The 22,370-nt window shown below is 66.9% G+C and carries 20 protein-coding genes and 2 pseudogenes; 14 read left to right on the top strand and 8 right to left on the bottom strand.

The annotated features are described in order from the left end of the window. Positions 1-53: 53 nt before the first annotated feature. Both HZI36_RS17580 and HZI36_RS17575 read left to right on the top strand, forming a co-directional pair. Complete coding sequence (locus HZI36_RS17580; RefSeq protein ID WP_179403933.1) at positions 54-1,247, top strand: FAD-dependent monooxygenase; 1,194 nt, start codon at positions 54-56, stop codon at positions 1,245-1,247. A gap of 113 nt (positions 1,248-1,360) precedes the next feature. Next, the gene (locus tag HZI36_RS17575; protein WP_179403932.1) at positions 1,361-2,443 is read left to right on the top strand and encodes a porin; all 1,083 of its coding nucleotides are present in this window, start codon (positions 1,361-1,363) and stop codon (positions 2,441-2,443) included. Between the two features lie 103 nt (positions 2,444-2,546). Here the strand turns inward: HZI36_RS17575 and HZI36_RS17570 are convergent. The 8 genes and pseudogenes from HZI36_RS17570 to HZI36_RS17535 form a co-directional block, all read right to left on the bottom strand. Continuing rightward, positions 2,547-3,002: pseudogene (locus HZI36_RS17570) on the bottom strand (SRPBCC family protein); the annotation flags it as partial. Then, positions 2,993-4,264 (bottom strand): vWA domain-containing protein, encoded by a 1,272-nt coding sequence (locus HZI36_RS17565; protein WP_179403930.1) that lies wholly within the window; start codon positions 4,262-4,264, stop codon positions 2,993-2,995. The pseudogene HZI36_RS17570 and the gene HZI36_RS17565, both read right to left, overlap by 10 nt. A gap of 5 nt (positions 4,265-4,269) precedes the next feature. Beyond that, positions 4,270-5,157 (bottom strand): AAA family ATPase, encoded by an 888-nt coding sequence (locus tag HZI36_RS17560; protein ID WP_179403929.1) that lies wholly within the window; start codon positions 5,155-5,157, stop codon positions 4,270-4,272. Positions 5,158-5,166: 9 nt separating this feature from the next. Then, on the bottom strand, positions 5,167-5,964 hold the full coding sequence (locus HZI36_RS17555; RefSeq protein ID WP_179403928.1) for an FAD binding domain-containing protein: 798 nt from the start codon (positions 5,962-5,964) through the stop codon (positions 5,167-5,169). A gap of 14 nt (positions 5,965-5,978) precedes the next feature. Then, the gene (locus HZI36_RS17550) at positions 5,979-8,384 is read right to left on the bottom strand and encodes a xanthine dehydrogenase family protein molybdopterin-binding subunit (RefSeq protein ID WP_179403927.1); all 2,406 of its coding nucleotides are present in this window, start codon (positions 8,382-8,384) and stop codon (positions 5,979-5,981) included. A 10-nt stretch (positions 8,385-8,394) separates the two neighbouring features. Beyond that, a complete protein-coding gene (locus HZI36_RS17545; RefSeq protein ID WP_179403926.1) occupies positions 8,395-8,904 on the bottom strand; it encodes a (2Fe-2S)-binding protein in 510 nt (169 codons plus the stop codon). 101 nt (positions 8,905-9,005) lie between these two features. Further along, the gene (locus HZI36_RS17540; protein ID WP_343050269.1) at positions 9,006-10,061 is read right to left on the bottom strand and encodes a pirin family protein; all 1,056 of its coding nucleotides are present in this window, start codon (positions 10,059-10,061) and stop codon (positions 9,006-9,008) included. Positions 10,062-10,075: 14 nt separating this feature from the next. Next, a complete protein-coding gene (locus tag HZI36_RS17535) occupies positions 10,076-10,792 on the bottom strand; it encodes an isochorismatase family protein (protein ID WP_246327117.1) in 717 nt (238 codons plus the stop codon). Positions 10,793-10,982: 190 nt separating this feature from the next. On the opposite strand from HZI36_RS17535, the gene HZI36_RS17530 reads away from it, so the two are divergent. From HZI36_RS17530 to HZI36_RS17480, 12 genes and pseudogenes are all read left to right on the top strand, one after another. Beyond that, positions 10,983-11,900: a LysR substrate-binding domain-containing protein gene (locus tag HZI36_RS17530; RefSeq protein WP_179403923.1), complete on the top strand. Its 918-nt coding sequence runs from the start codon at positions 10,983-10,985 to the stop codon at positions 11,898-11,900. A 151-nt stretch (positions 11,901-12,051) separates the two neighbouring features. Next, the gene (gene catC / locus HZI36_RS17525) at positions 12,052-12,342 is read left to right on the top strand and encodes a muconolactone Delta-isomerase (RefSeq protein WP_179403922.1); all 291 of its coding nucleotides are present in this window, start codon (positions 12,052-12,054) and stop codon (positions 12,340-12,342) included. Between the two features lie 183 nt (positions 12,343-12,525). Then, complete coding sequence (locus HZI36_RS17520) at positions 12,526-13,320, top strand: GntR family transcriptional regulator (RefSeq protein WP_179403921.1); 795 nt, start codon at positions 12,526-12,528, stop codon at positions 13,318-13,320. 36 nt (positions 13,321-13,356) lie between these two features. Continuing rightward, positions 13,357-14,934 carry an ABC transporter substrate-binding protein gene (locus tag HZI36_RS17515; protein ID WP_179403920.1) on the top strand — a complete coding sequence of 526 codons (1,578 nt, stop codon included), beginning with the start codon at positions 13,357-13,359 and terminating at the stop codon, positions 14,932-14,934. Between the two features lie 159 nt (positions 14,935-15,093). Next, the gene (locus HZI36_RS17510) at positions 15,094-16,059 is read left to right on the top strand and encodes an ABC transporter permease (protein WP_179403919.1); all 966 of its coding nucleotides are present in this window, start codon (positions 15,094-15,096) and stop codon (positions 16,057-16,059) included. Then, positions 16,056-17,009, top strand: a complete 954-nt coding sequence (locus HZI36_RS17505) for an ABC transporter permease (protein ID WP_179403918.1) — start codon at positions 16,056-16,058, stop codon at positions 17,007-17,009. Before HZI36_RS17510 ends, HZI36_RS17505 begins: the two co-directional genes overlap by 4 nt. Positions 17,010-17,025: 16 nt before the next feature. After that, positions 17,026-18,015 carry an ABC transporter ATP-binding protein gene (locus HZI36_RS17500; RefSeq protein ID WP_179403917.1) on the top strand — a complete coding sequence of 330 codons (990 nt, stop codon included), beginning with the start codon at positions 17,026-17,028 and terminating at the stop codon, positions 18,013-18,015. Continuing rightward, positions 17,928-18,557: pseudogene (locus tag HZI36_RS27545) on the top strand (ATP-binding cassette domain-containing protein); the annotation flags it as partial. The gene HZI36_RS17500 and the pseudogene HZI36_RS27545, both read left to right, overlap by 88 nt. A 144-nt stretch (positions 18,558-18,701) precedes the next feature. Next, positions 18,702-19,016: an oligopeptide/dipeptide ABC transporter ATP-binding protein gene (locus HZI36_RS27540; RefSeq protein WP_425485256.1), complete on the top strand. Its 315-nt coding sequence runs from the start codon at positions 18,702-18,704 to the stop codon at positions 19,014-19,016. Positions 19,017-19,043: 27 nt separating this feature from the next. Beyond that, the gene (locus tag HZI36_RS17490) at positions 19,044-19,676 is read left to right on the top strand and encodes a flavin reductase family protein (protein WP_179403915.1); all 633 of its coding nucleotides are present in this window, start codon (positions 19,044-19,046) and stop codon (positions 19,674-19,676) included. 5 nt (positions 19,677-19,681) lie between these two features. Next, positions 19,682-20,875, top strand: a complete 1,194-nt coding sequence (locus HZI36_RS17485) for an amidohydrolase family protein (protein ID WP_179403914.1) — start codon at positions 19,682-19,684, stop codon at positions 20,873-20,875. Between the two features lie 17 nt (positions 20,876-20,892). Continuing rightward, a complete protein-coding gene (locus HZI36_RS17480) occupies positions 20,893-22,362 on the top strand; it encodes an amidohydrolase family protein (protein ID WP_218884006.1) in 1,470 nt (489 codons plus the stop codon). Positions 22,363-22,370 lie beyond the last annotated feature (8 nt).

Raw genomic sequence — 22,370 nt, 5'->3', positions numbered from 1 at the left:
TCAGACGCGCCGGGCGCATCGCGCGTCGGCGGTAACGATAGATGAGGTATGACATGACAGACAAACTGAAAATTGCAATCGTGGGCGGCGGCATCGCCGGGCTGGTAACGGCTGCCGCCCTGCGGGATTCCGGACACGAGATTGGTATCTACGAACAGGCCGACCAGTTCAGGGAAATCGGCGCGGGCGTGACGCTTCACCCGAATGCGACACGGCTCCTCGACAAGCTGGGTTTGGGTGACGCGTTGCGGGAGATCGGCTCCCCGACCGCCGGCGTCAGGTTGATGAGCACGACGGGCGAAACGATCGACACCGGCGAACCGCACGGCGACGTGCCGCTCTCGGACGCCGGGCGGGGCTATAACGTTCATCGGGCGGAATTTCTCGACATCCTGTCTCGCGCCCTGTCACCGAACAGCTTTCGGTTGAGCCATCGGTGCGCCGACCTGATCGAAGACGAAAACGGCATCACGCTCACGTTCGAGAACGGTGCGAGCGCGACCTGCGATCTCGTGATCGGCGCCGATGGCATTCGATCCGTGGTGCGTCAACGGCTCGGCCTCGATACGCCGGCCACCAGCGAGGGCGTGATGGCCTATCGCGGCATGGTGCCCGTCGAAAAGCTTTCCTGGGCCAAGGGCGCGGAAGGCCTGTACCTGTGGATGGGAGCCGGACGCAGCTTCCTTTGCTACCCCGTGTCCGCGGGCACGATGATCAACATCGTGGCCTTCGTGCCGACGGATCGGGACTCCGCGGAATCGTGGTCCGCGCTGGGCGATCTCGCCGCGCTTGCGGCCGAATATCGCGGCTGGGACAGCCGGGTTGGCGAAACGATCGCCGCCCTGAACGAAACCTATGTCTGGGGCATTTACGACCGCCCGCCGCTGTCGCACTGGACGCGCGGGCATGTGACGCTGATGGGCGATGCCGCCCACCCGATGGTGCCGCATCTGGGCCAGGGCGCCGGTCAGGCGATCGAAGATGCTTACACGCTGGGCATCGTGCTCCAGGGCGCCACCCCCGACAACCTCTCCGATCGCCTCGCCAGCTATGAACGCCTGCGGCATGAGCGTACCGCCCGGGTTCAGGCCGTCGCCCGGCAAGCCGGCCAGTTTTATCGCACGGACTTCAGCGATCCGCGCGAACGCGATGCGACGATGGGCACGTGGATGAAGGAAGTGCGATGGATACTGGAACATGATGCCGATGCCGCGGCGCGATCGGAGATGGAACGCACCCGGACGTAACCGGCGCATGTACGTTGTTCGGCGAGCAGGTCGATCGTAGCAACGCGAGCCATCGCACGCACATCGGATTGCTCTTTTCCCCGCACCACCCGTCACGATCAGGATTACTTATTATGCGCAGCCGTTTCCTCAACAGACTTCCCATCCTCGCCGGCGTGCTTCTGGAAAGCTTCGGATTGTCCGCCCACGCGCAAAGCAACGTCACGCTCTACGGTGTCGTCGACAGCGGCATCCTCTATACGAGCAAGACGCGCAACCCGGCGACCGGACAAAATGCCGGCCATCAATTCTCGTTGATCACCGGCGGCCTGACGCCTTCACTGTTCGGATTGAAAGGCACCGAAGATCTGGGCGGCGGGATGAAGGCGATTTTCGCGCTCGAAGGCGGCATCAACCTGACGAACGGCAGCCTCGGCAATTCGAACGGAAACCTCTTCGGCCGTCAGGCGTGGGTCGGCCTCGCAAGCGACTTCGGCACCGTCAAGGCGGGTGTGCAGTTGTCGCCGTTCGTGCTGTCGCTGATCGCCACCGACGCGCGCGGTGCGTCGTACTACGGCAGCGGCGTGCCGATCTATACCGGCAGCGTATTCGTCACAGGGGCCTTCAACTCGAATGCGATTTCATACACGAGCCCGACGATCGCCGGCTTTCAGGGTAGCGCGCTGCTCGCGCTCGGCGGCATCGCCGGCAATTTCCAGGCGGGACGCCAGTATTCGGCTAGCGTGAACTACACGTATGGGCCGTTGCTGGTCAGCACCGCGTTGTACAGCGGCAACTCGGGCGGCACGGCCGCGACGACGCCCATTCCGAGCACGGTACCGTTCACCGGCCGCACGATCGGCGCCAGCTATCAATTCGGCGACCTGACCGTGAAGGCGGTATTCATCAATCTGAAGGTGGCGGGCTCGTTCGACAACCGTGTCTATGGCGGCGGGGTGAGCTATCGATTCACACCCACGGTGAACGTCGATGCGGGTGCCTGGTACACCAGCGACGGCAACGACACGAACAATCATTCGATCATGGCAACCACCGGCCTGACCTACAACCTGTCGAAGGCCACGGCGCTCTACAGCCAGCTCGGCGTGGTCAACAACCATGGAAAAATGAACACCGGGCTGTCGACGAACGGTGCGCTGTTCGGGGTCGCGGGCACGACCGTCGGTGTCGGGGCCGGCATTCGGCACTTGTTCTGACGTCACGATCGGCGGGCGCTGGATGTCAGCACGTCGAGATCCACGCCAGCCGCACCCGGCCGGCCACGCCTGGCCAGCCGCACCTGGCCGGCCGCACCTAGCCGGCCGCTCCGCTCTCGCCGGCGAGCCGCTCGGTGAAGCGGCGGAAGAATTCGTTCGCCATCTTGCGCGCGGCGCTGTCGACGAGCCGCGAGCCGATCTGCGCGAGCTTGCCGCCGACTTGCGCGGTCGCGCCGTACGTCAGCGTCGTCGCCGTTTCGCCGTCGGGTTCGAGCATCACCTTGGCCGAGCCCTTGCCGAACCCGGCGGCGACGCCCTGCCCCTCGAACACGATCGTGTAGGTGTGCGGCGCGTCGATGTCGGTCAGCATCATGCGTCCCTTGAATTGCGCCTTGACCGGCCCGACCACCGCGCGCAGCGACACCCGATACGCGTTGTCGCCGTCCGGCTCGATGCTTTCGCAGCCGGGAATCGATGCATGCAGGATCGCCGTGTCGTTCAGTGCTTCCCACGCCTGCTGCTGCGAGACGGGCAGCGTGTAGCTTTCGGTCAGTTCCATCGAGCGGCTCCTCCTGGTATCTCGGCCCGGTGACGGACTCGCGGCATGCGCGCCAGTTGCGCGAGGTCGCGGCCGAACGCGGCAAGGCTATCGAGATTATGAACGGACTGATGCATGTCGACATGCGGCAGGATCGCCTGCACGCCGCGCGCTTTCGGCGCGAAGCCGCGATAGCGCAGCAGCGGATTCAGCCAGACGATGCGATGCGCGAAGCGCCGCAGCCGCGCCATTTCGGCGTCGAGCAGGTCGATCGCTTCGTGATCGAGGCCATCGGTGACGAGCAGCACGGTCGCCCGGCCATTCAGCACGCGCCGCGCCCAGCGCCGGTTGAACTCGGCGAGCGCGGCGCCGATGCGCGTGCCGCCGGACCAGTCGACCACCTGCGCGGCGAGCGCGGCGATCGCGACGTCCGGATCGCGCTCGCGCAGCGCGCGCGTCGCATGGGTGAGCCGCGTGCCGAACAGGAACACCTGCAGCCGCTCGCGCGACTGCAGCAGCGCGTGGCAGAAATACAGCACCGCGCGCGAATACGCGCTCATCGAGCCCGAGATGTCGAGCAGCAGCACGAGCGGCGGCTTGCGCTCCGTCACCGCGCGGTATTTCCACACGGTCCAGTCGCCGCCCGAGCGCACCGCATGGCGCGCGCTCGCGCGCAGGTCGGCATGCGTGCCGTGCGACGCGGCTTTCAGCCGGCGCGTCGGCTCGGTCGCGAGCGGCAGGCGCCGGCTGCGGATCACGTGGCGCAGCGTGCGCCATTCGTCGGCGGTGAGCGTATCGAAGTCGCGGTGGCGCAGGCGTTCTTCGGCGCTGAACGTCACGTGCGCGTGCGGTTCGCGCGCGCCGGCATCGGGCGCGGCGGACGCATCGTGCCTATCGTGCCCATCGCGCGCGGGCGGACGCCGCGCCGCCAGCGCATCGGCAAGGCGATTGTTGCGCGGCGGCGGCGGCAGGCCGTTGCGCACTTTCGGCAGCAGCAGCGCGCGCAGCTTGCCTTCCCAGTCCGGATCGCGCCAGAACAGGTCGAACGCGGCGTCGAAAATCTCGCGCTCGTCGGGCGCCGACACCAGCAGCGTCGCGAGCGCGGCCTTCACGTCGTCGCGGCGCGTCAGATCGATCCAGTGCAGCGCGGCGATCGCGTCGACCGCCTGCGCCGGCGACATCGGCAAGCCGGCGCCGCGCAGCAACCGCACGAAATGCACGACGTTGTGCGCGAAAACGGCCCGCGTGTCGGGCTCGCCAGCGTCATCCGAAGCGCGGATCATCGGCGTCACCCCGGCGCCGCGAGGCACTGCGCGATCTGCGCGGCGTCGACGCGCGCGAGATCGTCCTGATACTTCAGCAGCACGCCGAGCGTATCCTGCACCGATTGCGGATCCAGCTCGCTCACGCTCAACGCGGCGAGCGCGCGGCACCAGTCGATCGTCTCGGCGATCCCGGGCGCCTTGAACAGATCGATGCCGCGCAGCCGGTGCACGAAATCGACCGCGCGGCGCTGCAGCTCCGCGCTCGTCTGGGGCGCGCGCGCCGCGACGATCGCGAGTTCGCGATCGCGATCCGGATACCCGATCCATTGGTACAGGCAGCGGCGCTTCAGCGCATCGTGCACCTCGCGCGTGCGGTTCGACGTCATCACGACGAGCGGCGGATGGTCCGCGCGCACCGTGCCATATTCGGGAATCGATACCTGGAAATCCGACAGCAGCTCGAGCAGGAACGCCTCGAACGGCTCGTCGGCCCGGTCGATCTCGTCGATCAGCAGCACGCGGCGCGCGCCCGGATGATGATCGTCGGGCAGCAGCGCCTGCAGGAGCGGACGCTTGAGCAGAAACTCGCTGCGATACAACGTGTCGTTGTCCGGCCGCTCGCCGGCCGCTTCGGCCAGCCGCAGCGCCATGATCTGGCGCGGATAGTCCCACTCGTACAGCGCGCTCGCGGTGTCGAGCCCCTCGTAGCATTGCAGCCGCAGCAGCGACGTGCCGAGCATGCCGGCCGCGGCCTTCGCGAGTTCGGTCTTGCCGACGCCGGGCTCGCCTTCGACGAACAGCGGCCGCTCCATCCGCAACGCGAGAAACAGCGCGGTCGCGAGTTCGCGGTTCGCGTAATAGCCTTGCGCGGCAAGCTGCGCGAGGGTGTCGTCGATCGAAGCGGGCTGCATCGCGCGCCGCTAGCCGTTCGCTTTCGCGACCGCGCGCGCGGCCAGCACCGGGATCAGGTGCGCGCGATATTCGGCGCTTGCATGCATGTCCGTGTTCAGTTCGTCGGCCGCGATGCTGACCGCGCGCGCCGCTTCCGGCGCGAAGTTCGCGCTCAGCGCCGCTTCGAGCGCGCTCGCGCGAAACACCGACGCCGCCGCCCCCGTCACCGCGACGCGCACGCCGTCGGCCCGCTTCGCGACGAACACGCCGACCAGCGCGAAATGCGACGCCGGGTTGTTGAGCTTCTCGTACGCGCAGCGTTCGGCCAGCGGAAACTCGACCGCGACGATCAGCTCGTCTGGCTGCAGCGCGGTTTCGTACATGCCGACGAAGAAATCGTCCGCCGCGATGCGCCGGCGGTCGGTGACGACCGTTGCGCCGAGCCCGAGTACCGCGGCCGGGTAGCAGGCCGCCGGATCGTCGTTCGCGAGCGAGCCGCCGATCGTGCCGCGCGCACGCACCTGGCGGTCGCCGATATGGCCCGCGAGGCTCGCGAGGCCCGGCAACAGACGCTGGACATCGGCGTGCTCGGCAACGTCCGCGTGGCAGACCGCCGCGCCGATCGTCACCGTCTGCGCGTCGATGCGAATTTCCTTCAGCGCGGCGATGCGCGTGACGTCCACGAGCTTCGACGGCTGCGCGAGGCGCAGACGCATCGTCGGCAGCAGGCTCTGGCCGCCCGCGAGGAATTTCGCGTCGGCATCGCCGCCGATGGCCGCGACCGCCGCCTTCGGATCGGCCGCACGCTGATAGTCGAATGAGTACATGTCGGCTGCTCCGTTCACGGTTGCTGGACGGCCGGATTCGAGGCCGGATTCGCGGCCTGAATGGCCGCCCATACACGATGCGGCGTCGCGGGCATCTGCAGATCCTTCACGCCGAGCGGCGCGAGCGCGTCGATCAGCGCGTTGATCACGGCCGGCGGCGAGCCGATCGCACCCGCCTCGCCGCACCCCTTCACGCCGAGCGGATTGTGCGTGCACGGCGTGCCCTTCGCGGTCTCGACGGTGAAGCTCGGCAGATCGGACGCGCGCGGCATCGCGTAGTCCATGTACGAGCCGGACAACAGCTGGCCGCTGTCGTTGTCGTACACGCACCGCTCGAGCAGCGCCTGGCCGATGCCCTGCCCGAGGCCGCCGTGCACCTGGCCTTCGACGATCATCGGATTGATCACGTTGCCGAAATCGTCGACGGCGGTGAATCGCTCGATGCGGGATTCGCCGGTGTCCGGATCGACCTCGATCTCGCAGATATACGCACCGGCCGGGTACGTGAAGTTGGCCGGATCGTAGAACGCGCTTTCGTCGAGGCCCGGCTCGAGCTTGTCGAGCGGATAGTTGTGCGGCACGTACGCCGCGAGCGACACGTCGGCGAAGGTCTTCGTGCGGTCGGTGCCCGCGACGCGGAACACGCCGTCCCTGAACTCGATGTCGTCGGCCGACGCCTCGAGCAGATGCGCGGCGATCTTCTTCGCCTTCGATTCGATCTTGTCGAGCGCCTTCACGATCGCCGAGCCGCCGACCGCGATCGAGCGCGAGCCGTACGTGCCCATCCCGAACGGAATGCGGCCGGTGTCGCCGTGCACGATCTCGACGTTCTCGAGCGCGATGCCGAGCCGGTCCGCGACGACCTGCGCGAAGGTCGTTTCGTGCCCCTGTCCATGACTGTGCGAGCCGGTGAACACGGTGACCGAGCCGGTCGGATGCACGCGCACCTCGCCGGCTTCGAACAGGCCGGCGCGCGCGCCGAGCGCGCCCGCGATGTTCGACGGCGCGAGGCCGCACGCCTCGATGTAGCACGAGTAGCCGAGGCCGCGCCGCCTGCCGTTCTGCTCCGACGCCGCGCGGCGCGCCGCGAAGCCCTTCACGTCGGCCAGTTCGAGCGCGCGCGACAGGCAGGTGTCGTAGTCGCCGGTGTCGTACGTCAGGCCGACGGGCGTCGCATACGGGAAGCCGCGGATGAAGTTGCGCCGGCGCAGCTCGGCCGGATCGATGTTCATCTCGCGCGCCGCCGTCTCGACCAGCCGCTCGACGACGTAGGTCGCCTCGGGCCGTCCCGCGCCGCGATACGCGTCGACCGGCACCGTGTTCGTGAATACCGCCTTCACTTCCGCGTAGATCGCGGGCGTCGTGTACTGACCGGCCAGCAGCGTCGCGTACAGGATCGTCGGCACGCTCGACGCGAACGTCGACAGATACGCGCCCATGTTCGCCGTCGTATGCACGCGCATCCCGAGAAACCTGCCGTTCGCATCGAGCGCGAGCTCGGCCTTCGTCACGTGATCGCGGCCGTGCGCATCGGATACGAACGACTCGGAACGCTCGGCGGTCCATTTGACCGGACGGCGGATCTTCTTCGCGGCCCAGGTCAGCGCGACGTCCTCCGCATACAGAAAGATCTTCGAGCCGAAGCCGCCGCCGACGTCCGGCGCGATCACGCGCAGCTTCGATTCGGGCAGCCCGAGCACGAACGCGGCCATCAGCAGCCGCTCGACGTGCGGGTTCTGGTTCGCGACGTAGACCGTATAACTGTCGTCCTGCGCCGAGTAGCTCGCGTTCACCGCGCGTGGCTCGATCGCATTCGGGATCAGACGGTTGTTGACGATGTCGAGCGTCGTCACGTGCGCGGCGCTCGCGAACGCGGCATCGGTGGCGGCCGGGTCGCCGTGGCCCCACGTGTAGCAGACGTTGTCCGGCACGTCGTCGTGCACGGCCGGTTGCCCGGGGTCGGCCGCATGCGCGGTATCGACGACGGCGGGCAGCACGTCGTACTCGATTTCGATCAGCTCGGCGGCGTCTTTCGCGGCCTTCGCCGAATCGGCGATCACGAGCGCGACCTGGTCGCCGACGTGGCGCACCTTCTCGTGCGCGATCACCGGGTGCGGCGGCTCGCGCATCGGCGTGCCGTCGATGCTGTGGATCAACCAGCCGCACGGCAGGCCACCGACGCTGTCGGCGGCGAGATCGGCGCCGGTGAAGATCGCGACGACGCCGGGCGATTTCAATGCGGCGCCGGTATCGACATGGTTGATGCGCGCGTGCGCATGCGGCGAGCGCAGAAACACCGCGTAGGTCTGCCGCGGCAGCACGACGTCATCGGTGTACTGGCCGTTGCCGGTCAGAAAGCGATAGTCTTCCTTGCGCTGGACCGAGGCGCCGATCAGCGGATGCGAGTCGGGTGCGTTCATCGTCGGCTCCTTACGCGGTTGCCTTGGCGGCTGCCGGGCTCGCATGCGCGCCGGCCTTCATGCCGGCGGCGCCTTCGAGCACGGCCTTGACGATGTTGTGATACCCGGTACAGCGGCACAGATTGCCGTCGAGCTGCGCGCGCACGTCCGCTTCGGTGAGATCGGGCTGCCGCATCGCGAGCGCGCTGGCGCTCATCACCATGCCGGGCGTGCAGAAGCCGCATTGCAGCCCGTGGCATGCACGGAACGCCGCCTGCATCGGGTGCAGTTCGCCGTCGTGCGACAGGCCTTCGATCGTCGTGACGCTCGCGCCGTCCGCCTGCACGGCGAGCACGTTGCACGCCTTGACCGCGCGGCCGTCCAGATGGACCGTGCACGCGCCGCATTGCGCGGTGTCGCAGCCGACGTGAGTGCCGGTCAGCCGAAGCTGTTCGCGCAGGAACTGGACAAGCAGGGTGTGAGGTTCGATATCGGCAGTCACGGTCGCGCCGTTGACCGTCAGACTGATGCTGATCGCCATGAACTGTCTCCTTCGGGGATCGAGATCGGCGCGGGCCCGTTTCGCTAACCTTGTGCTGCCTTTTACTGCCTTTTACTGCCTTTTACTGCCTTTTGCTACCACTACCGTCTGCCTGCTTGATGGGCTCGCTTCGGTCGGTGCTTTTTGATTCTGCCGAAAAGTAAAGCACAAATCGCGCACGCCCGCCATCGGCCCGTTCCGGCCGGACACGCGCTTCCGGCACCATTAATCCGCCCGCCATCGCGCGCTCGCGCGCGAAGGATCACTGCCCGGCGGGTTGCGGCATCATGATCTGTCCGCGATCTGTCCGCGATTTGTCCGAACTCGCCGTTCTGGAACGCGCGGATCCGATCCTCGAGCTGCTCGACGGTGTTCATCACGAACGGACCGTGCTTCGCGATCGGCTCGCGCAGCGCCGGACCGGAAAGCACGACGAAGTGGCAGCCCTCGTCGGATGCGAATCGAATCGCTGCCGTGCGCTCGGCCGCGCCGTCGTCCAGCGATACACCGACGGCCTCCCCGGCCGTCAGCTGCCGCACTTCGTCCTCGACGTCGATCCGCAACGCGCCCGCGACGACGCAGATCATCCCGCTCCAGCCGCGCGGCAGCGGATGACTGAACGCGGACGAACGCGACAGGAACGCGTCCAGCAACGTGAACGGTTCGGGCAGCCGCGCCGTGTGAGCCGCGCTCACGCCATTGCTGCTGCCCGACACCACGCGCACCCGAACGCCGGGCGCGTGGAACTCCGGAATGTCGTGCGGCTCGACATGAACCGCATAGGGCGCGTCTAATTTCCTGCTGGCCGGCAGATTCACGAAGATCTGCAACGCGTGAACGTGCTGCGCGTCACCCTCCGGCTGTTCGGTATGCACCGCGCCGCGCCCGGCGGCGAGCCAATGCAGCGCGCCCGGATGAATGGGACCGTGATTGCCGAGCGAATCGTGGTTCACGTGCGGTCCGGTCGCGTCCTCGAACACGTAGGTCACCGCCGACATCCCCGCGTGCGGATGCGCGGCAAAGGTCGGGCCGGTCATGTGAAAGTGATCGAGCATGACGACGGGATCGATCGATCCGCCGAACGATTGCTCGCCGAAGTGCTTCGCCCGAAACGCTTCGCCGATGGCCAGATCGCGACCGGCGACGACAGACGACACGTGCACGATGCCGCTCACTTGCTTGCAACGTTCTTGACCTGCCACACGAGGGTGGCAAACGCCATATCGAGATCGGCGTACACCTGCGGCGCCTTCGGATCGTCGTTGCCGTCCAGCATTTCCACGCCCGCCGTCGCGTAGTCGGTCACCGGGATGCCGACGCCCGCGAGGCGCTGCAGCCCCACCGTGCGCTTGTCGTTGCTGAACGTCCCCGACGCGTCGAGCACCACACGGGGGTCGTAGCCGAGGGCCTTGAGCGTCAGCGCCGGGAACGTCGCGCAGACCTCCAGCGACACGCCGGCGATCAGAATCTGCTTGCGACCGGTCTTTTCGACGGCGGCCCGGACATTCGCATCGTCCCAGGCATTGATCGAGGTCCGCGCGATCACCGGGACATCCGCAAGTGCGTCGGTCAGTTCCGGGATGATCGGACCCCACATGCCGTCGGGCACCGTCGCGGTGACGACGATCGGGATACCGAGCGTCTTCGCGGCTTTGGCCAACGCCACCACGTTGTGCTTGAGCTGACCGATATCGATGTCGCGCACGCCGGTGAACAAGCCGACCTGATGGTCGACCAGCAGCAGCACCGTGTCGTCCCGCGACAACAGCGAGTACGGGGCCCCCGAAGGCGCGAGCGCGCTCGGCGCGGGCGCCGCGCCGGCCGCCGTGGAGGGAGTGGCCATGGCCGTGGGGAGAACCGCCGCCTTCAACAGGGAAAGAATGTTCATGATCGTCGTCCACGTTCGCATTGGGATGCGGCATCGGCGTAGGGACGCCTCGCCGGACTGTCCGGTGCTGATCTGCGCCGGTTGAGATGAATCATATTTCCGCAACGACGGATGATAAATATGCTATCTCTTAACCCATCGTTTCCTGTTGGAAACGATAAACACCGATCCTGGCGCACTGGAACGTCCGATGAACCCCGTATCCGTCGACCTGAACGACCTCTATCTTTTTGCTCAGGTGATCGAGCATCACGGCTTTACCGCTGCCGCGGAGGTGCTCGGCGTCAGCAAATCCCATCTCTCGCGGCGGATCACCGATCTGGAAGCGCAGCTCGGCATTCGACTGCTTCAGCGAACGTCGCGCCGACTCAGCCTGACCGACGCCGGCGAGGCGCTTCACGCGCATTGCCGGGCGATGATTGCCGAAGCGCTCGCCGGCGAAGAAGCGGTCCGGCGCCGGAGCGCCGAGCCCACGGGGCTGGTGCGGGCCAGCATGCCGGTCGCGCTGACGGACGTCGTGCTGTCCAGATTGCTGCCCCGCTTCATGTTGCGCTACCCGAAGGTCCGGCTGGCCATCGAGGCGAGCAATCGGCAAGTCGATCTCGTCGAGGAGCATGTCGACGTGGTCGTGCGCGGCCTGAGCGCTGAAATGGAATCGTCGAGCCTGGTCCAGGCGCCCCTCGCCACCGCGCGCTGGGGGTTGGTGGCCAGCCCCGTGTACCTGGCGCAAACCGGCGCGATCGACGAACCGGACGCGCTGCCCGGCGGCGATCTGCTGATCTACGCGTCGATGAACGAACCGGCGGCCACGCTGCGCCTGATCGGCGCGCATGGCGACGTGATCGCACGGACGATTCAGCCGCGCCTGCGAAGCGACAACATCGCGACGCTGAAGGAAGCCGCGCTGGCAGGCATGGGCATCGCGAGCCTGCCGCTGTATGCGTGCACGCACGAGATCGAAAAGGGAACGTTGTGTGTCGTGCTGCCGGAGTGGCGCGCGCGCGACGGACGATTGGCCGTGCTGTTCCCGACACGCCGTGGCATGATGCCCGCGGTGCGCGCGCTGGTCGACTTCCTGAAGGACGAATTGCCGCCGCTGCTGGGCTGATGCCGGCGGGTCGCGGTCACCTTTGCCGTCACCTTCGTTTGCAACATCGGGCGAACCTGCCGGCGGCCGAGGTTGAGCGCGTGCATGCGCACCGCTGACCGACTGACCGGCTGACCGACGTCGAGCCATACCGAACTCACAAGGAGCGAACATGCTGTTTCATGTGGAAATGACCGTCAATCTGCCACCCGATATGGACAGCATCAAGGCGGCGAGCCTGAAGGCTGACGAAAAGGCGATGGCGCAGCGCCTGCAGCACGAAGGTATCTGGCGGCATCTGTGGCGCATCGCGGGCCGTTACGCGAACGTCAGCATCTTCGACGTCGAGAGCCCGCAGCAACTGCACGACTTGCTGAGCCAACTGCCGCTGTTCCCGTATATGGATGTCGAGGTGCGCGCGCTGTGCCGACATCCGTCGTCGATTCACGACGACGATCGGTGATCGGCGCGCGCAACGGCCATCGCGCACTGCACGGGGCTCGAGCGCCTGTCGGCATTTCTTCATACGCCTCGCCACGGCAGATGCTCGAGCCCCCCGCCTCTTCTACGCACTTACGCCAATATTTTTGTTAACAATCTCGCACTATAGTGGCCTTGATTGTGCACACTCCCATGCGAGACCACGATGAGCAAGTCCGAGGTTCAATCCCGCGACACCTCCGGCACGGCGCCCGATGCCGAGGCTCACGGCGCTGGCTCGGTCAGTGAGGAATCGCGGGTCCAGCAGCGCCTGGCGGATGCGATCTACGAGCATCGCATCCCCCCCGGCACCAAGCTGCCCGAAGTCGACCTCTGCCGCATTCTCGGCACCAGCCGCGGCACGCTGCGCAAGGCGCTCGCGCGGCTTGCGGACCACCATCTCGTCCAGCAGATCCCGAACCGCGGCGCCTTCGTGGCCCGTCCCGGCGTCGAGACCACGCGCGACGTCTATGCGTTGCGCCGCATCCTGGAGGGCGGCATGGTCCGCAGCCTCGCGTGCCGCGACTGTCGCAGCTGGATCGGCGACGTGCGGCAGCAGGTCGGCGAGGAGCGCGAAGCCAATCGCATCGGCGACACCTCACGCTATATCCGGCTGGCCGGCAAGTTCCACCTGGACCTGGCGGTGGCCACCGGCAATTCGGCGCTCAGCCACCACCTCGAACTCGTGATTGCGCAGACCTCGCTGATGACGGCGCTGTACAGCGCGCCCGGCGCCAATACGTGCTCGGTTCATGAACACCTGGAAATCCTCGACGCCATCGAGGCCGGCAGACTGCAGGACGCGGAACGCCTGATGGAAGAACACCTCCTCGGCTGCGAGCGCCAGCTGCGCCTGGGCGACGAACCGCCGCCGGCCGTCGACTTGTCGCAGGCGCTGGGCGAGCCGGCCCCCGCCGTCCAGGCCCCAACGAAACGCAAGCCTCGCACGACCCACCGCTAGTCTTCCGACCGGTTCTTTCGTAGAAGGAGTGATTCGATGAAAAAGCGACTGATGGCGCTTGGCGTCGCGCTATCCCTGTGCCTCGGCTCCGTCGGGCTGAAGGCGAAGACCTTCACCTGGACCGCGTCGGCAGACGCGCTGTCGATGGACCCGTACTCGACGAACAACTCGTTCACCACCGCCTTCATGAACAACATCTATGAAGGCCTGGTCCGCTTCAACGACAAGCTCCAGATCGAACCCGCGCTTGCCGAATCGTGGAGCACGGTGTCCCCGACGGTCTGGCGTTTCAAGCTGCGCCACAACGTGAAGTTCCACAACGGCGAAGCGATGACGGCCGACGACGTGGTGTTCAGCTGGAAGCGCGTGATGACGCCCGGCTCCATCTCGCGGCTGAACCTCGGCGACGTGAAGGACGTGCGCAAGGTCGACGCCTACACCGTCGATGTCGAGACCAAGGCGCCCTTCCCGCTGCTGCTCAATGAACTGCTGAACCTGGTCATCATGAGCAAGTCGTGGTGCGAAGCGAACCATGCGACGGAAGCCAGCGATCTGCAGCAGCAGAAGGAAAACTACGCGAACCGCCACACCGACGGCACGGGCCCCTTCAAGCTCGCGTCGCGCGAAATCGACGTCAAGACCGTGCTCGAGGCCAACCCGACGTGGTGGGACAAACCAAAACACAACCTGACCGAAGTCGTCTTCACGCCGATCCAGTCCGACGCCACGCGCACGTCGGCGCTGCTGTCCGGCGCGCTGGACGCGTCCGTCAACGTGCCGCTGCAGGACGTGCAGCGCATCAACAGCTCGGGCACCTTCACCGTGGTGCAGGGCCCCGAGCTGCGCACGATTTTCCTCGGCATGGACCAGTATCGCGACGAGCTGCTCTATTCGGATGTGAAGGGCAAGAACCCGTTCAAGGACATCCGCGTGCGCAAGGCGATGTACCAGGCCATCGACGTGGAGGCGATCAAGCGGTCGGTGATGCGCGGCGTCTCGTGGCCGGCCGGCATGATCCTGTCGCCGCAGCTGAACGGCGCGCCGAAGAACCTGAACACCCGGCTGCTGCCCTACAACGTCGACGCGGCGAAGAAGCTGCTCGCCGAAGCCGGCTACCCGAACGGTTTCACGGTCGGCCTGGAATGCACGAACAACCGCTACGTGTATGACGAGCAGATCTGTCTGGCCATCATCTCGATGCTGGGCCGCGTGGGCATCAAGGTCACGCCGCAGTTCGAGCCCGTCGCCAAATGGTCCGAGCGCGTGAACAACCTGGACGTGTCGTTCTACATCATCGGCCATGCCGGCCTGCCGATGGCCGACTCCTATGCCGAGCTGTTCGACACGCTGGCCACCCGCTCGTCCACTCAGGGCGGCCTCAATGCCGGCCGGTACTCCAACCCCGCATTCGACGCGCTGCTGCCGAAGATCGCGTCCGAACTCGACACGACCAAGCGCAACGCGCTGATCGCCGACGCCGTGACGATCGCGCGCAACGACGTCGCGTACATCCCGCTGCACCAGCAGCCGATCACCTGGGCCGCCCGCAAGGGAGTTCAACTCCGGCAGGGGCCCGACAACCAGTTGCGCCTCTGGCTCGTCACCACCCCGTGAGCGTGAGCACCGGCCCCGTCCCGCGATGGTGCCGGTGCTTGTCGACCACCCCACCCCATTCACTGGATGCACCTGCACGCCGCCGCACTCGCCTGACTTGCCGAACGACGTGCAGCGCATCCACCCGGATGCTTCCGGGCCTTGCCGAGGGCAGCTTCGATGCTCCGTTTCCTGTCAATTCGCCTCTGGAACGGCCTGCTGGTGATGGTCGGCGTGTCGTTCATCTCGTTCCTGCTGTTCAACTACATCGGCGATCCGGTCAACAACCTGCTGGGCGAAACGGCCACGATCGCGCAGAAGGAAGCGCTGCGCGCGTCGCTCGGGCTGGACCAGCCGCTCGTCATCCGCTTCGTCAGGTATCTGTGGCTGGCCCTGCACGGCGAGTTCGGCATCTCGTACCGCAACCTGGAGCCCGTCGGGCGCCTGATTCTGTCGCGCGCGCCGGCCACGCTGGAGCTCAGCCTGTGCGCGGCCGTCCTCGCGCTGGGAATCGGCATCCCGATGGGCGTGTACGCGGGAATCCGGCGCCACTCGTGGCTCGCGCGGATCATGCAGGTGGTGTCGCTGATCGGGATCTCGGTGCCGTCGTTCCTGACCGGCATCATCCTGATCCTGATCTTCTCGGTCGAGCTCAACTGGCTGCCCGCGTTCGGCCGCGGCGACGTGGTGCGCATCGGCGGCTGGACCACCGGCCTGCTGACCGTGAGCGGCTGGAAGTCGCTCGTGATGCCGTCGATCACGCTGGCGCTGTTCCAGCTCACGCTGTTCATGCGCCTGGTGCGCTCCGAGATGATGGAAGTCCTGCGCACCGATTACATCAAGTTCGCGCGGGCGCGCGGCATTGCCGACCGGTCCATCCACTTCCGTCATGCGCTGAAGAACACGCTGATCCCGGTGATCACCGTGGCCGGCTTGCAGCTCGGCTCGCTGATCGCGTTCTCGATCATCACCGAGACCGTGTTCCAGTGGCCCGGCCTCGGCCTGCTGATCATCCAGGCGATCACCTTCGGCGACATCCCGGTGATCGCCGCCTACCTGATCCTGATCGCGCTGCTCTTCGTGATCATCAACGCGATCGTCGACCTGCTGTATTTCCAGGTCGATCCCCGTGTGAGGCTCGCATGAACGCCCCGTCTCCGAAAACCGTCGCGCTCGCGCGCGCGCCCTCCGCGTGGCAGCGTTTTCGCCACAGCGATTTCGCGTACAGCTTCAAGCGCACGCCTACCGCGGTCGTCTCGGCGCTGATGCTGCTCGTGCTCGTGCTGGCCGCCGTGCTCGCGCCGTGGCTCGCGCCGCAGAATCCGTTCGATCCGGCCGCGCTCGACCTGCTCAACTCGCGGTTGCCGCCCGCATGGCTCGACGGCGGCCAGATGAAGTTCCTGCTGGGCACCGACGACCAGGGGCGCGACCTGCTGTCCGTGATGATGTACGGCCTGCGCATTTCGCTGACGGTGAGCTTTTGCGCGACGCTGCTCTCGCTCGTGATCGGCGTGACGCTCGGCCTCGTCAGCGGTTACGCCGGCGGCCGCGTCGACAACCTGATCATGCGGCTCGCCGACATGCAGCTCAGCTTCCCGACGATCCTGGTCGCGCTGCTGATCGACGGCCTGTCGCGCGCACTGCTGCCGCACGCGCTGCACGAGCAGCTGGCGCTCGTGGTCGTGATCTTCGCGATCGGCATCTCCACCTGGGTGCAGTACGCGCGCACGGTGCGCGGCGCGACGCTCGTGGAAAAGTCCAAAGACTACGTGCACGCCGCGAAGCTGATCGGCATGGGGCCGCTGCGCATTCTGTTTCGCCATGTCCTGCCCAACGTGCTGGGCCCGGTGATGGTGATCGCGACGCTGTCGCTCGGCCTGGGCGTGCTGACCGAGGCCACGCTGAGCTTTCTGGGCCTCGGCGTGCCGCCGACCTCCCCGTCGCTGGGCACACTGATCCGCGTCGGCAACGAGGTGCTGTTCTCGGGCGAATGGTGGGTCACGGTGATGCCCGGCCTCTGCCTGGTGCTGCTCGTCCTCGCGATCAATTTGCTCGGCGACTGGCTGCGCGACGTCTTCAACCCGAAGCTCAAGTGAGTCGAGCGACCACGCCATGACACCCAACGCCTCCCCCGTGCTGACCGTCCAGGGCCTGCGTGTCGAGATCCCGACACGCCACGGCACACTGCTGGCGCTCGACGACGTTTCGTTCTCCATCTCGCCCGGTGAAATTCTCGGTTTCGTCGGCGAATCCGGCGCCGGCAAATCGCTGACCGGCATGGCCATCCTCGGCCTGCTCGACCCGCCCGGCCGCATCGCCGGCGGCGAAGTCCGCCTAGGCGAGCGCCGGATTGACCAGTTGTCGCAGCGCGACATGCGGCGCGTGCGCGGCAAGGAAATCGGCGCGGTGTTCCAGGATCCGTTGATGAGCCTGAACCCGCTGCTGCAGATCGGCGACCAGCTGGTCGAAACCATCCGCACACATCTGCCGGTGTCCCGCGAAGCGGCCGTGCAGCGCGCGCTGGACCTGATGCGCGCGGTCGGCATCCCGGCGCCCGAAGCCCGCTTCACCGCCTATCCGCATCAGTTCTCCGGCGGCATGCGGCAACGCATCGTGATCGCGCTGGCGCTGTGCGCCGAGCCGCGGCTGGTCGTGGCCGACGAGCCGACCACGGCCCTCGACGTGTCCATCCAGGCACAGGTGCTGCAACTGCTGCGCAAGCTGTGCCGCGAGAACGGCACGGCGATGCTGCTGGTCACGCACGACATGGGCGTGATCGCCGAGACGGCGGATCGCGTCGCGGTGATGTATGCGGGCCGCATCGTCGAGATCGGTCCCGTCGAGGATATCGTCCGCGCGCCGATGCATCCGTATGCACGCGGTCTGATGAGCGCCATTCCCTCGCTCGGCCCCGTGACCGGCCCGCTGGCCCAGATCGACGGCGCGATGCCGCGACTGAACGCGCGCCCGGTCGGCTGTGCGTTCAACCCGCGCTGCGGCCACGCCACCGACCGATGCCGCGCCGACAGTCCCCGCCTGCAAACAGTCCGGCAACGGCAGGTCGCCTGCTGGGTCGCAGCCGCCGAACAGGAGTCCGAATGAATGCTCCCCACCCATCGACCGCCGAAGCCGGGATCAGCTTCGTCGCGCGAGACGTCACGCGTCATTTTCCGGTCGGCGGCGGCCTGCTGCGCGGCGCGCTGGGCCCGGCCGGATCCGTCAAGGCCGTCGACGGCGTGAGCTTCGCCATCCGGCGTGGCGAGACGTTCAGCCTGGTCGGCGAATCGGGCTGCGGAAAATCCACGCTGGCGCGCATGGTGGCCGGACTCGACAAGCCGAGCGCCGGCAGCATCCATTTCGCCGATGCGGGCCGGGACGGGCATCGGATCCAGATGGTCTTCCAGGATCCGTATGCGTCGCTCAACCCGCGCTATCGCATCGGCACCGCGATCGCCGAGCCCATCCGCTTCCTGAAGCTGCTGCCCGAGGCCGACGTCATGCCGCGGGTGCACGAACTGCTGCTGCAGGTCGGCCTCGCGCCCGCCGACGCGCTGAAGTTCCCGCACGAGTTTTCGGGCGGCCAGCGCCAGCGTGTGTCGATCGCGCGGGCGCTGGCCGGCAACCCGACCTTCCTGGTGTGCGACGAGCCGACCTCCGCGCTCGACGTGTCGGTGCAGGCGCAGATCCTGAACCTGCTGCGCCGCCTGCAGGAACGGCTCGGGCTAACCTGCCTCTTCATCAGTCACAACCTGTCGGTGATCAACTACGTGTCGCACGATGTCGGCGTCATGTACCTGGGCCGGCTCGCCGAGGTCGCGCCGACGCGCGTGCTGTTCGACGCGCCCAAGCACCCGTATACGCGTTTGCTGCTCGAGGCCCTGCCTCGGCTGGACACGCGGGGTCGCGACAAGCCGCCGATCATCGGCGAAATCCCCAGTCCGCTGAATCCGCCGTCCGGCTGCACGTTCCACCCGCGCTGCCCGCATGCGAACGCGCGCTGCCAGAGCGAGAAGCCCGAACTGGCCGCTCAGCCCGACGGCTCGCATGTTGCCTGCCATGCGGTGCATGAGCAGCGCATCCCGGTGCGGTTTCATACGCGCTGAAAACACCTCACTTCGAAAGCACCCGCCATGCATATCGATTTCTCGACCCTCACCGCCTACCAGCGCTACAAGCTGATGGCCAGCCTGATCGTGCCGCGCCCCATCGCGCTGGTCAGCACGCAGAACGCCGACGGCGTGATCAACGCCGCGCCGTTCAGCATGTTCAACATGCTGGGCGAAGATCCGCCCATCCTGATGATCAGCATCAACAAGCTGAAGGACGATCACCTGAAGGACACGGCGGCCAACATCCTGGCCAACGGCGAGTTCGTAGTGCACATCGCCGACGAGCCGATGGCCGAGCAGATGCACCGCTGCGGCGAAACCGTGGCGTCATCGCTGAGTGAACTCGCGCTGGTCGGCCTGAGCGCCGCGCCGTCGCGGGCCGTGCGGCCGCCGCGCATCACCGAGGCGCCCGTCGCGTTCGAATGCCGGTTGTCCGAAACGCTGGAGACCCCCACCCGGCACATCTTCATCGGCGAGGTGCTGTGGCTGCATGCGCGTGACGACCTGATCGACCTCGAGCGCTACCGCGTGCGTCTGCAGAACTATTTCCCGGTGGGCCGCTTCGGCGCCAGCTACTACGTCCGCACCCGCGATCGCTTTTCGATGGATGCCGACCGCCCGCCGGCGTCCAACCCCATCGACGAGATCGACTGACCGTCATGCCAGACCATGTGATCCGCAACGTTCGCCCGCTGGGCGGCCCCGCCGTCGACGTCGTGCTGGACGACGGCAGGATTTCCGCGATGCTGCCCGCCGGCCGCGCGGCGCCGGACCTGCCCGTGCTCGTCGACGGTCAGGGCCAGTTGCTGCTGCCCGCGCTGGTCGAGAGCCACGTGCATTTCGACAAGACGCTGTGGACGATGCCGTGGCGCCCGAACAGCGCGGGTCCGACGCGCAACCATCGCATCAGCAATGAACACACAGTACTGCAGAACGTCCAGGTGCCGATCGCCGAGCGGGCCGGCCCGCTGATCGAGCATTGCATCGCGCGCGGCTCGCTGTACTTTCGCAGCCATGTCGATTGCCAGACGGTCTGGGGCCTGCGTCATGTCGAAGCCATGCTGGCGGTGCGCGAGCGATACCGGCACGTGATCGACCTGCAACTGGTCGCGTTCCCGCAAGGCGGCCTGCTGATTTCGCCCGGCACGCTGGACCTGATGAAGGCGGCGCTGGATCTCGGCGTGGACGTGGTCGGCGGCATCGATCCGGCCGGCATCGACCGCGACCCGATCCGCCATCTGGACACCGTGTTCCAACTGGCCGCGCACTACCGGCGCGGCATCGACATCCATCTGCACGACCTCGGCGAGCTGGGCCGCTGGGAGATCGAGCGCCTGTGCGACATGACGCAGGCATTCGGCCTTCAGGGGCAGGTCGTGATCAGCCACGCGTACTCGCTGGGCGCGTTCCCGCCGGCCGACCTGCATGGACTGGCCGACCGGCTCGCGGCGCTGGACGTGGCCATCATGACCTGCGCGCCGCCCAACGTAACGGTGCCGCCCGTCGCGATGTTGCGCAGCCGTGGCGTCACGGTGTGCTCGGGCTCGGACGGCATTCGCGACGCGTGGAGCCCGCTGGGCGACGGCGACATGCTCGAACGCGCGATGCTGATCGCGTTGCGCTTCGGCTGGAGCAAGGACGAAGAACTGGCCATGGCCTTCGATATGGTCAGCCGGGGCGGCGCGAAGGCGCTCGATATCGCGTCCTACGGCCTCGACGCAGGCTGCCCGGCCAACCTGCTGCTGCTGCCCGCCGAAAACATCGGCGAGGCGATCGTCAACCGAAGCCTGCAGCGCACCGTGGTCAGCCGCGGCAGGATCGTTGCGCGTGACGGCGTTTTCGTCGGCGCCTGATCAGGAGAACAAACATTATGCGAACCTTGCTGAAGGCGTCGTGCGTCATCGGTTTCGACGGCCGCTCCCATGTGTTCTGGCGAAACGGCGAGGTCGTCTTTTCAGGTGAGCGCATCGAGTTCGTCGGGCGTGGTTTCGCCGGCCTCGTGGACCGCACCGTCGATTACGGCCAGGCGGTGATCAGTCCCGGCCTGATCGACCTGGACGCGCTCGGCGATATCGACTCCGGGGTGCTGACGGTGGACAACGGCAGCAAGCTGGACAACGGCCGCCTCTGGTCAGCCGACTACATCCGGCGCGGCCCCCGGGAGGCCTACACCCCCGAAGAAGAAATCTTCAAGTACCGCTACGCCTTCACCCATCTGATCCGCAATGGCATCACCACGGCATTGCCGATCACGTCGATGTACTACCGGGCGTGGGCCGAGGGTTACGACGAGTTCGCCGGCGTGTCGGCGCTCGCGGGAGAACTGGGCCTGCGGGTCTACCTCGGCCCCTGCTACATGAGCGGCACGACCTATGTCCGCGCCGATCGGTCGATGAGCCAGTGGTGGGACGAAGCCCGCGGGCTGGCCGGCTTCGACGATGCGCTGCGCTTTTTCAGGGACTTCGACGGCGCCGAGGGCGGCCTCGTGCGCGGGATGTTCGCGCCCGATCGCATCGAAACCTGCACGCCCGAATTGCTGGCGCGCACGGCGGCGGCCAGCGCCGAGCTGAACGCGCCCGTGCGCCTGCACTGCTGCCAGTCGGCTTACGAATTCGAGACCGTCAGGCAACTGCGGCAACGCACGCCACTGGGCTGGCTGGAATCGCTGGGCCTGCTGACGCCCCGGTCGATCCTGCCGCACGGAATCTACCTCAGCGGCCACCCGGCGGTGTCCGTGCAGGGCACCGAGGACTGGGACCGCCTGACGGCGTCGGGCGCGACCATCGCGCACTGTCCGGCGGTGTTCGTGCGCAACGGCGACGCACTGGATTCGTTCGGCAAGTATCAGTCGGCCGGCATCAATCTGGGCCTCGGCACCGACACCTGGCCGCCGGACCTGCTGCACAACATGCAACTCGGCCTGTACGTCGGTCGCCTGATGGACAACAGCGCCACCTCCGTCACAATGGCCGACCTGTTCAATGCCGCCACGCTGGGCGGCGCGCGTGCGCTGGGCCGCGACGACCTCGGCCGGCTGATGCCGGGCGCGCAGGCCGACATCGTGGTATTCGACCTGAGCGCGCCACACCTCGGTCCGATTTTCGATCCGCTGAAGAATTTGTTCCTCGCCGGGCGCGGCACCGACTGCCGCGCCAGTTACATCGCGGGACGCCGCGTGATGGAGGACTTCACAGTGATCGGCACCGACATGGCAGCGTTGCAGGTTCAGGCCGAACGCCAATTCGACAAGCTGCTGGCCAACCAGCGGCAGCGACGTTTCGACGATGCCGCGTCGAAGCCGGTGGTCATCCCGGTGTTTCCATGGGCTGAAGGCGAATAGCGTCACCG

It is taken from the genome of Burkholderia guangdongensis, from assembly GCF_013403875.1.
Taxonomy (GTDB): domain Bacteria; phylum Pseudomonadota; class Gammaproteobacteria; order Burkholderiales; family Burkholderiaceae; genus Burkholderia; species Burkholderia guangdongensis.
This window is presented reverse-complemented; position numbering and strand designations above follow the sequence as displayed.

Bases quoted from the DNA above. Each gene is read 5' to 3' on its own strand.
- HZI36_RS17530 (WP_179403923.1), top strand. From the start codon at position 10,983: ATGAACCCCGTATCCGTCGACCTGAACGACCTCTATCTTTTTGCTCAG.
- HZI36_RS17510 (WP_179403919.1), top strand. From the start codon at position 15,094: ATGCTCCGTTTCCTGTCAATTCGCCTCTGGAACGGCCTGCTGGTGATG.
- HZI36_RS17485 (WP_179403914.1), top strand. From the start codon at position 19,682: ATGCCAGACCATGTGATCCGCAACGTTCGCCCGCTGGGCGGCCCCGCC.
- HZI36_RS27540 (WP_425485256.1), top strand. From the start codon at position 18,702: ATGTACCTGGGCCGGCTCGCCGAGGTCGCGCCGACGCGCGTGCTGTTC.
- HZI36_RS17555 (WP_179403928.1), bottom strand. From the start codon at position 5,964: ATGTACTCATTCGACTATCAGCGTGCGGCCGATCCGAAGGCGGCGGTC.
- HZI36_RS17480 (WP_218884006.1), top strand. From the start codon at position 20,893: ATGCGAACCTTGCTGAAGGCGTCGTGCGTCATCGGTTTCGACGGCCGC.
- HZI36_RS17535 (WP_246327117.1), bottom strand. From the start codon at position 10,792: ATGAACATTCTTTCCCTGTTGAAGGCGGCGGTTCTCCCCACGGCCATG.
- HZI36_RS17500 (WP_179403917.1), top strand. From the start codon at position 17,026: ATGACACCCAACGCCTCCCCCGTGCTGACCGTCCAGGGCCTGCGTGTC.
- HZI36_RS17505 (WP_179403918.1), top strand. From the start codon at position 16,056: ATGAACGCCCCGTCTCCGAAAACCGTCGCGCTCGCGCGCGCGCCCTCC.
- HZI36_RS17490 (WP_179403915.1), top strand. From the start codon at position 19,044: ATGCATATCGATTTCTCGACCCTCACCGCCTACCAGCGCTACAAGCTG.
- HZI36_RS17550 (WP_179403927.1), bottom strand. From the start codon at position 8,384: ATGAACGCACCCGACTCGCATCCGCTGATCGGCGCCTCGGTCCAGCGC.
- HZI36_RS17565 (WP_179403930.1), bottom strand. From the start codon at position 4,264: ATGATCCGCGCTTCGGATGACGCTGGCGAGCCCGACACGCGGGCCGTT.
- HZI36_RS17520 (WP_179403921.1), top strand. From the start codon at position 12,526: ATGAGCAAGTCCGAGGTTCAATCCCGCGACACCTCCGGCACGGCGCCC.
- HZI36_RS17545 (WP_179403926.1), bottom strand. From the start codon at position 8,904: ATGGCGATCAGCATCAGTCTGACGGTCAACGGCGCGACCGTGACTGCC.
- HZI36_RS17515 (WP_179403920.1), top strand. From the start codon at position 13,357: ATGAAAAAGCGACTGATGGCGCTTGGCGTCGCGCTATCCCTGTGCCTC.
- HZI36_RS17580 (WP_179403933.1), top strand. From the start codon at position 54: ATGACAGACAAACTGAAAATTGCAATCGTGGGCGGCGGCATCGCCGGG.
- HZI36_RS17560 (WP_179403929.1), bottom strand. From the start codon at position 5,157: ATGCAGCCCGCTTCGATCGACGACACCCTCGCGCAGCTTGCCGCGCAA.
- catC (WP_179403922.1), top strand. From the start codon at position 12,052: ATGCTGTTTCATGTGGAAATGACCGTCAATCTGCCACCCGATATGGAC.
- HZI36_RS17575 (WP_179403932.1), top strand. From the start codon at position 1,361: ATGCGCAGCCGTTTCCTCAACAGACTTCCCATCCTCGCCGGCGTGCTT.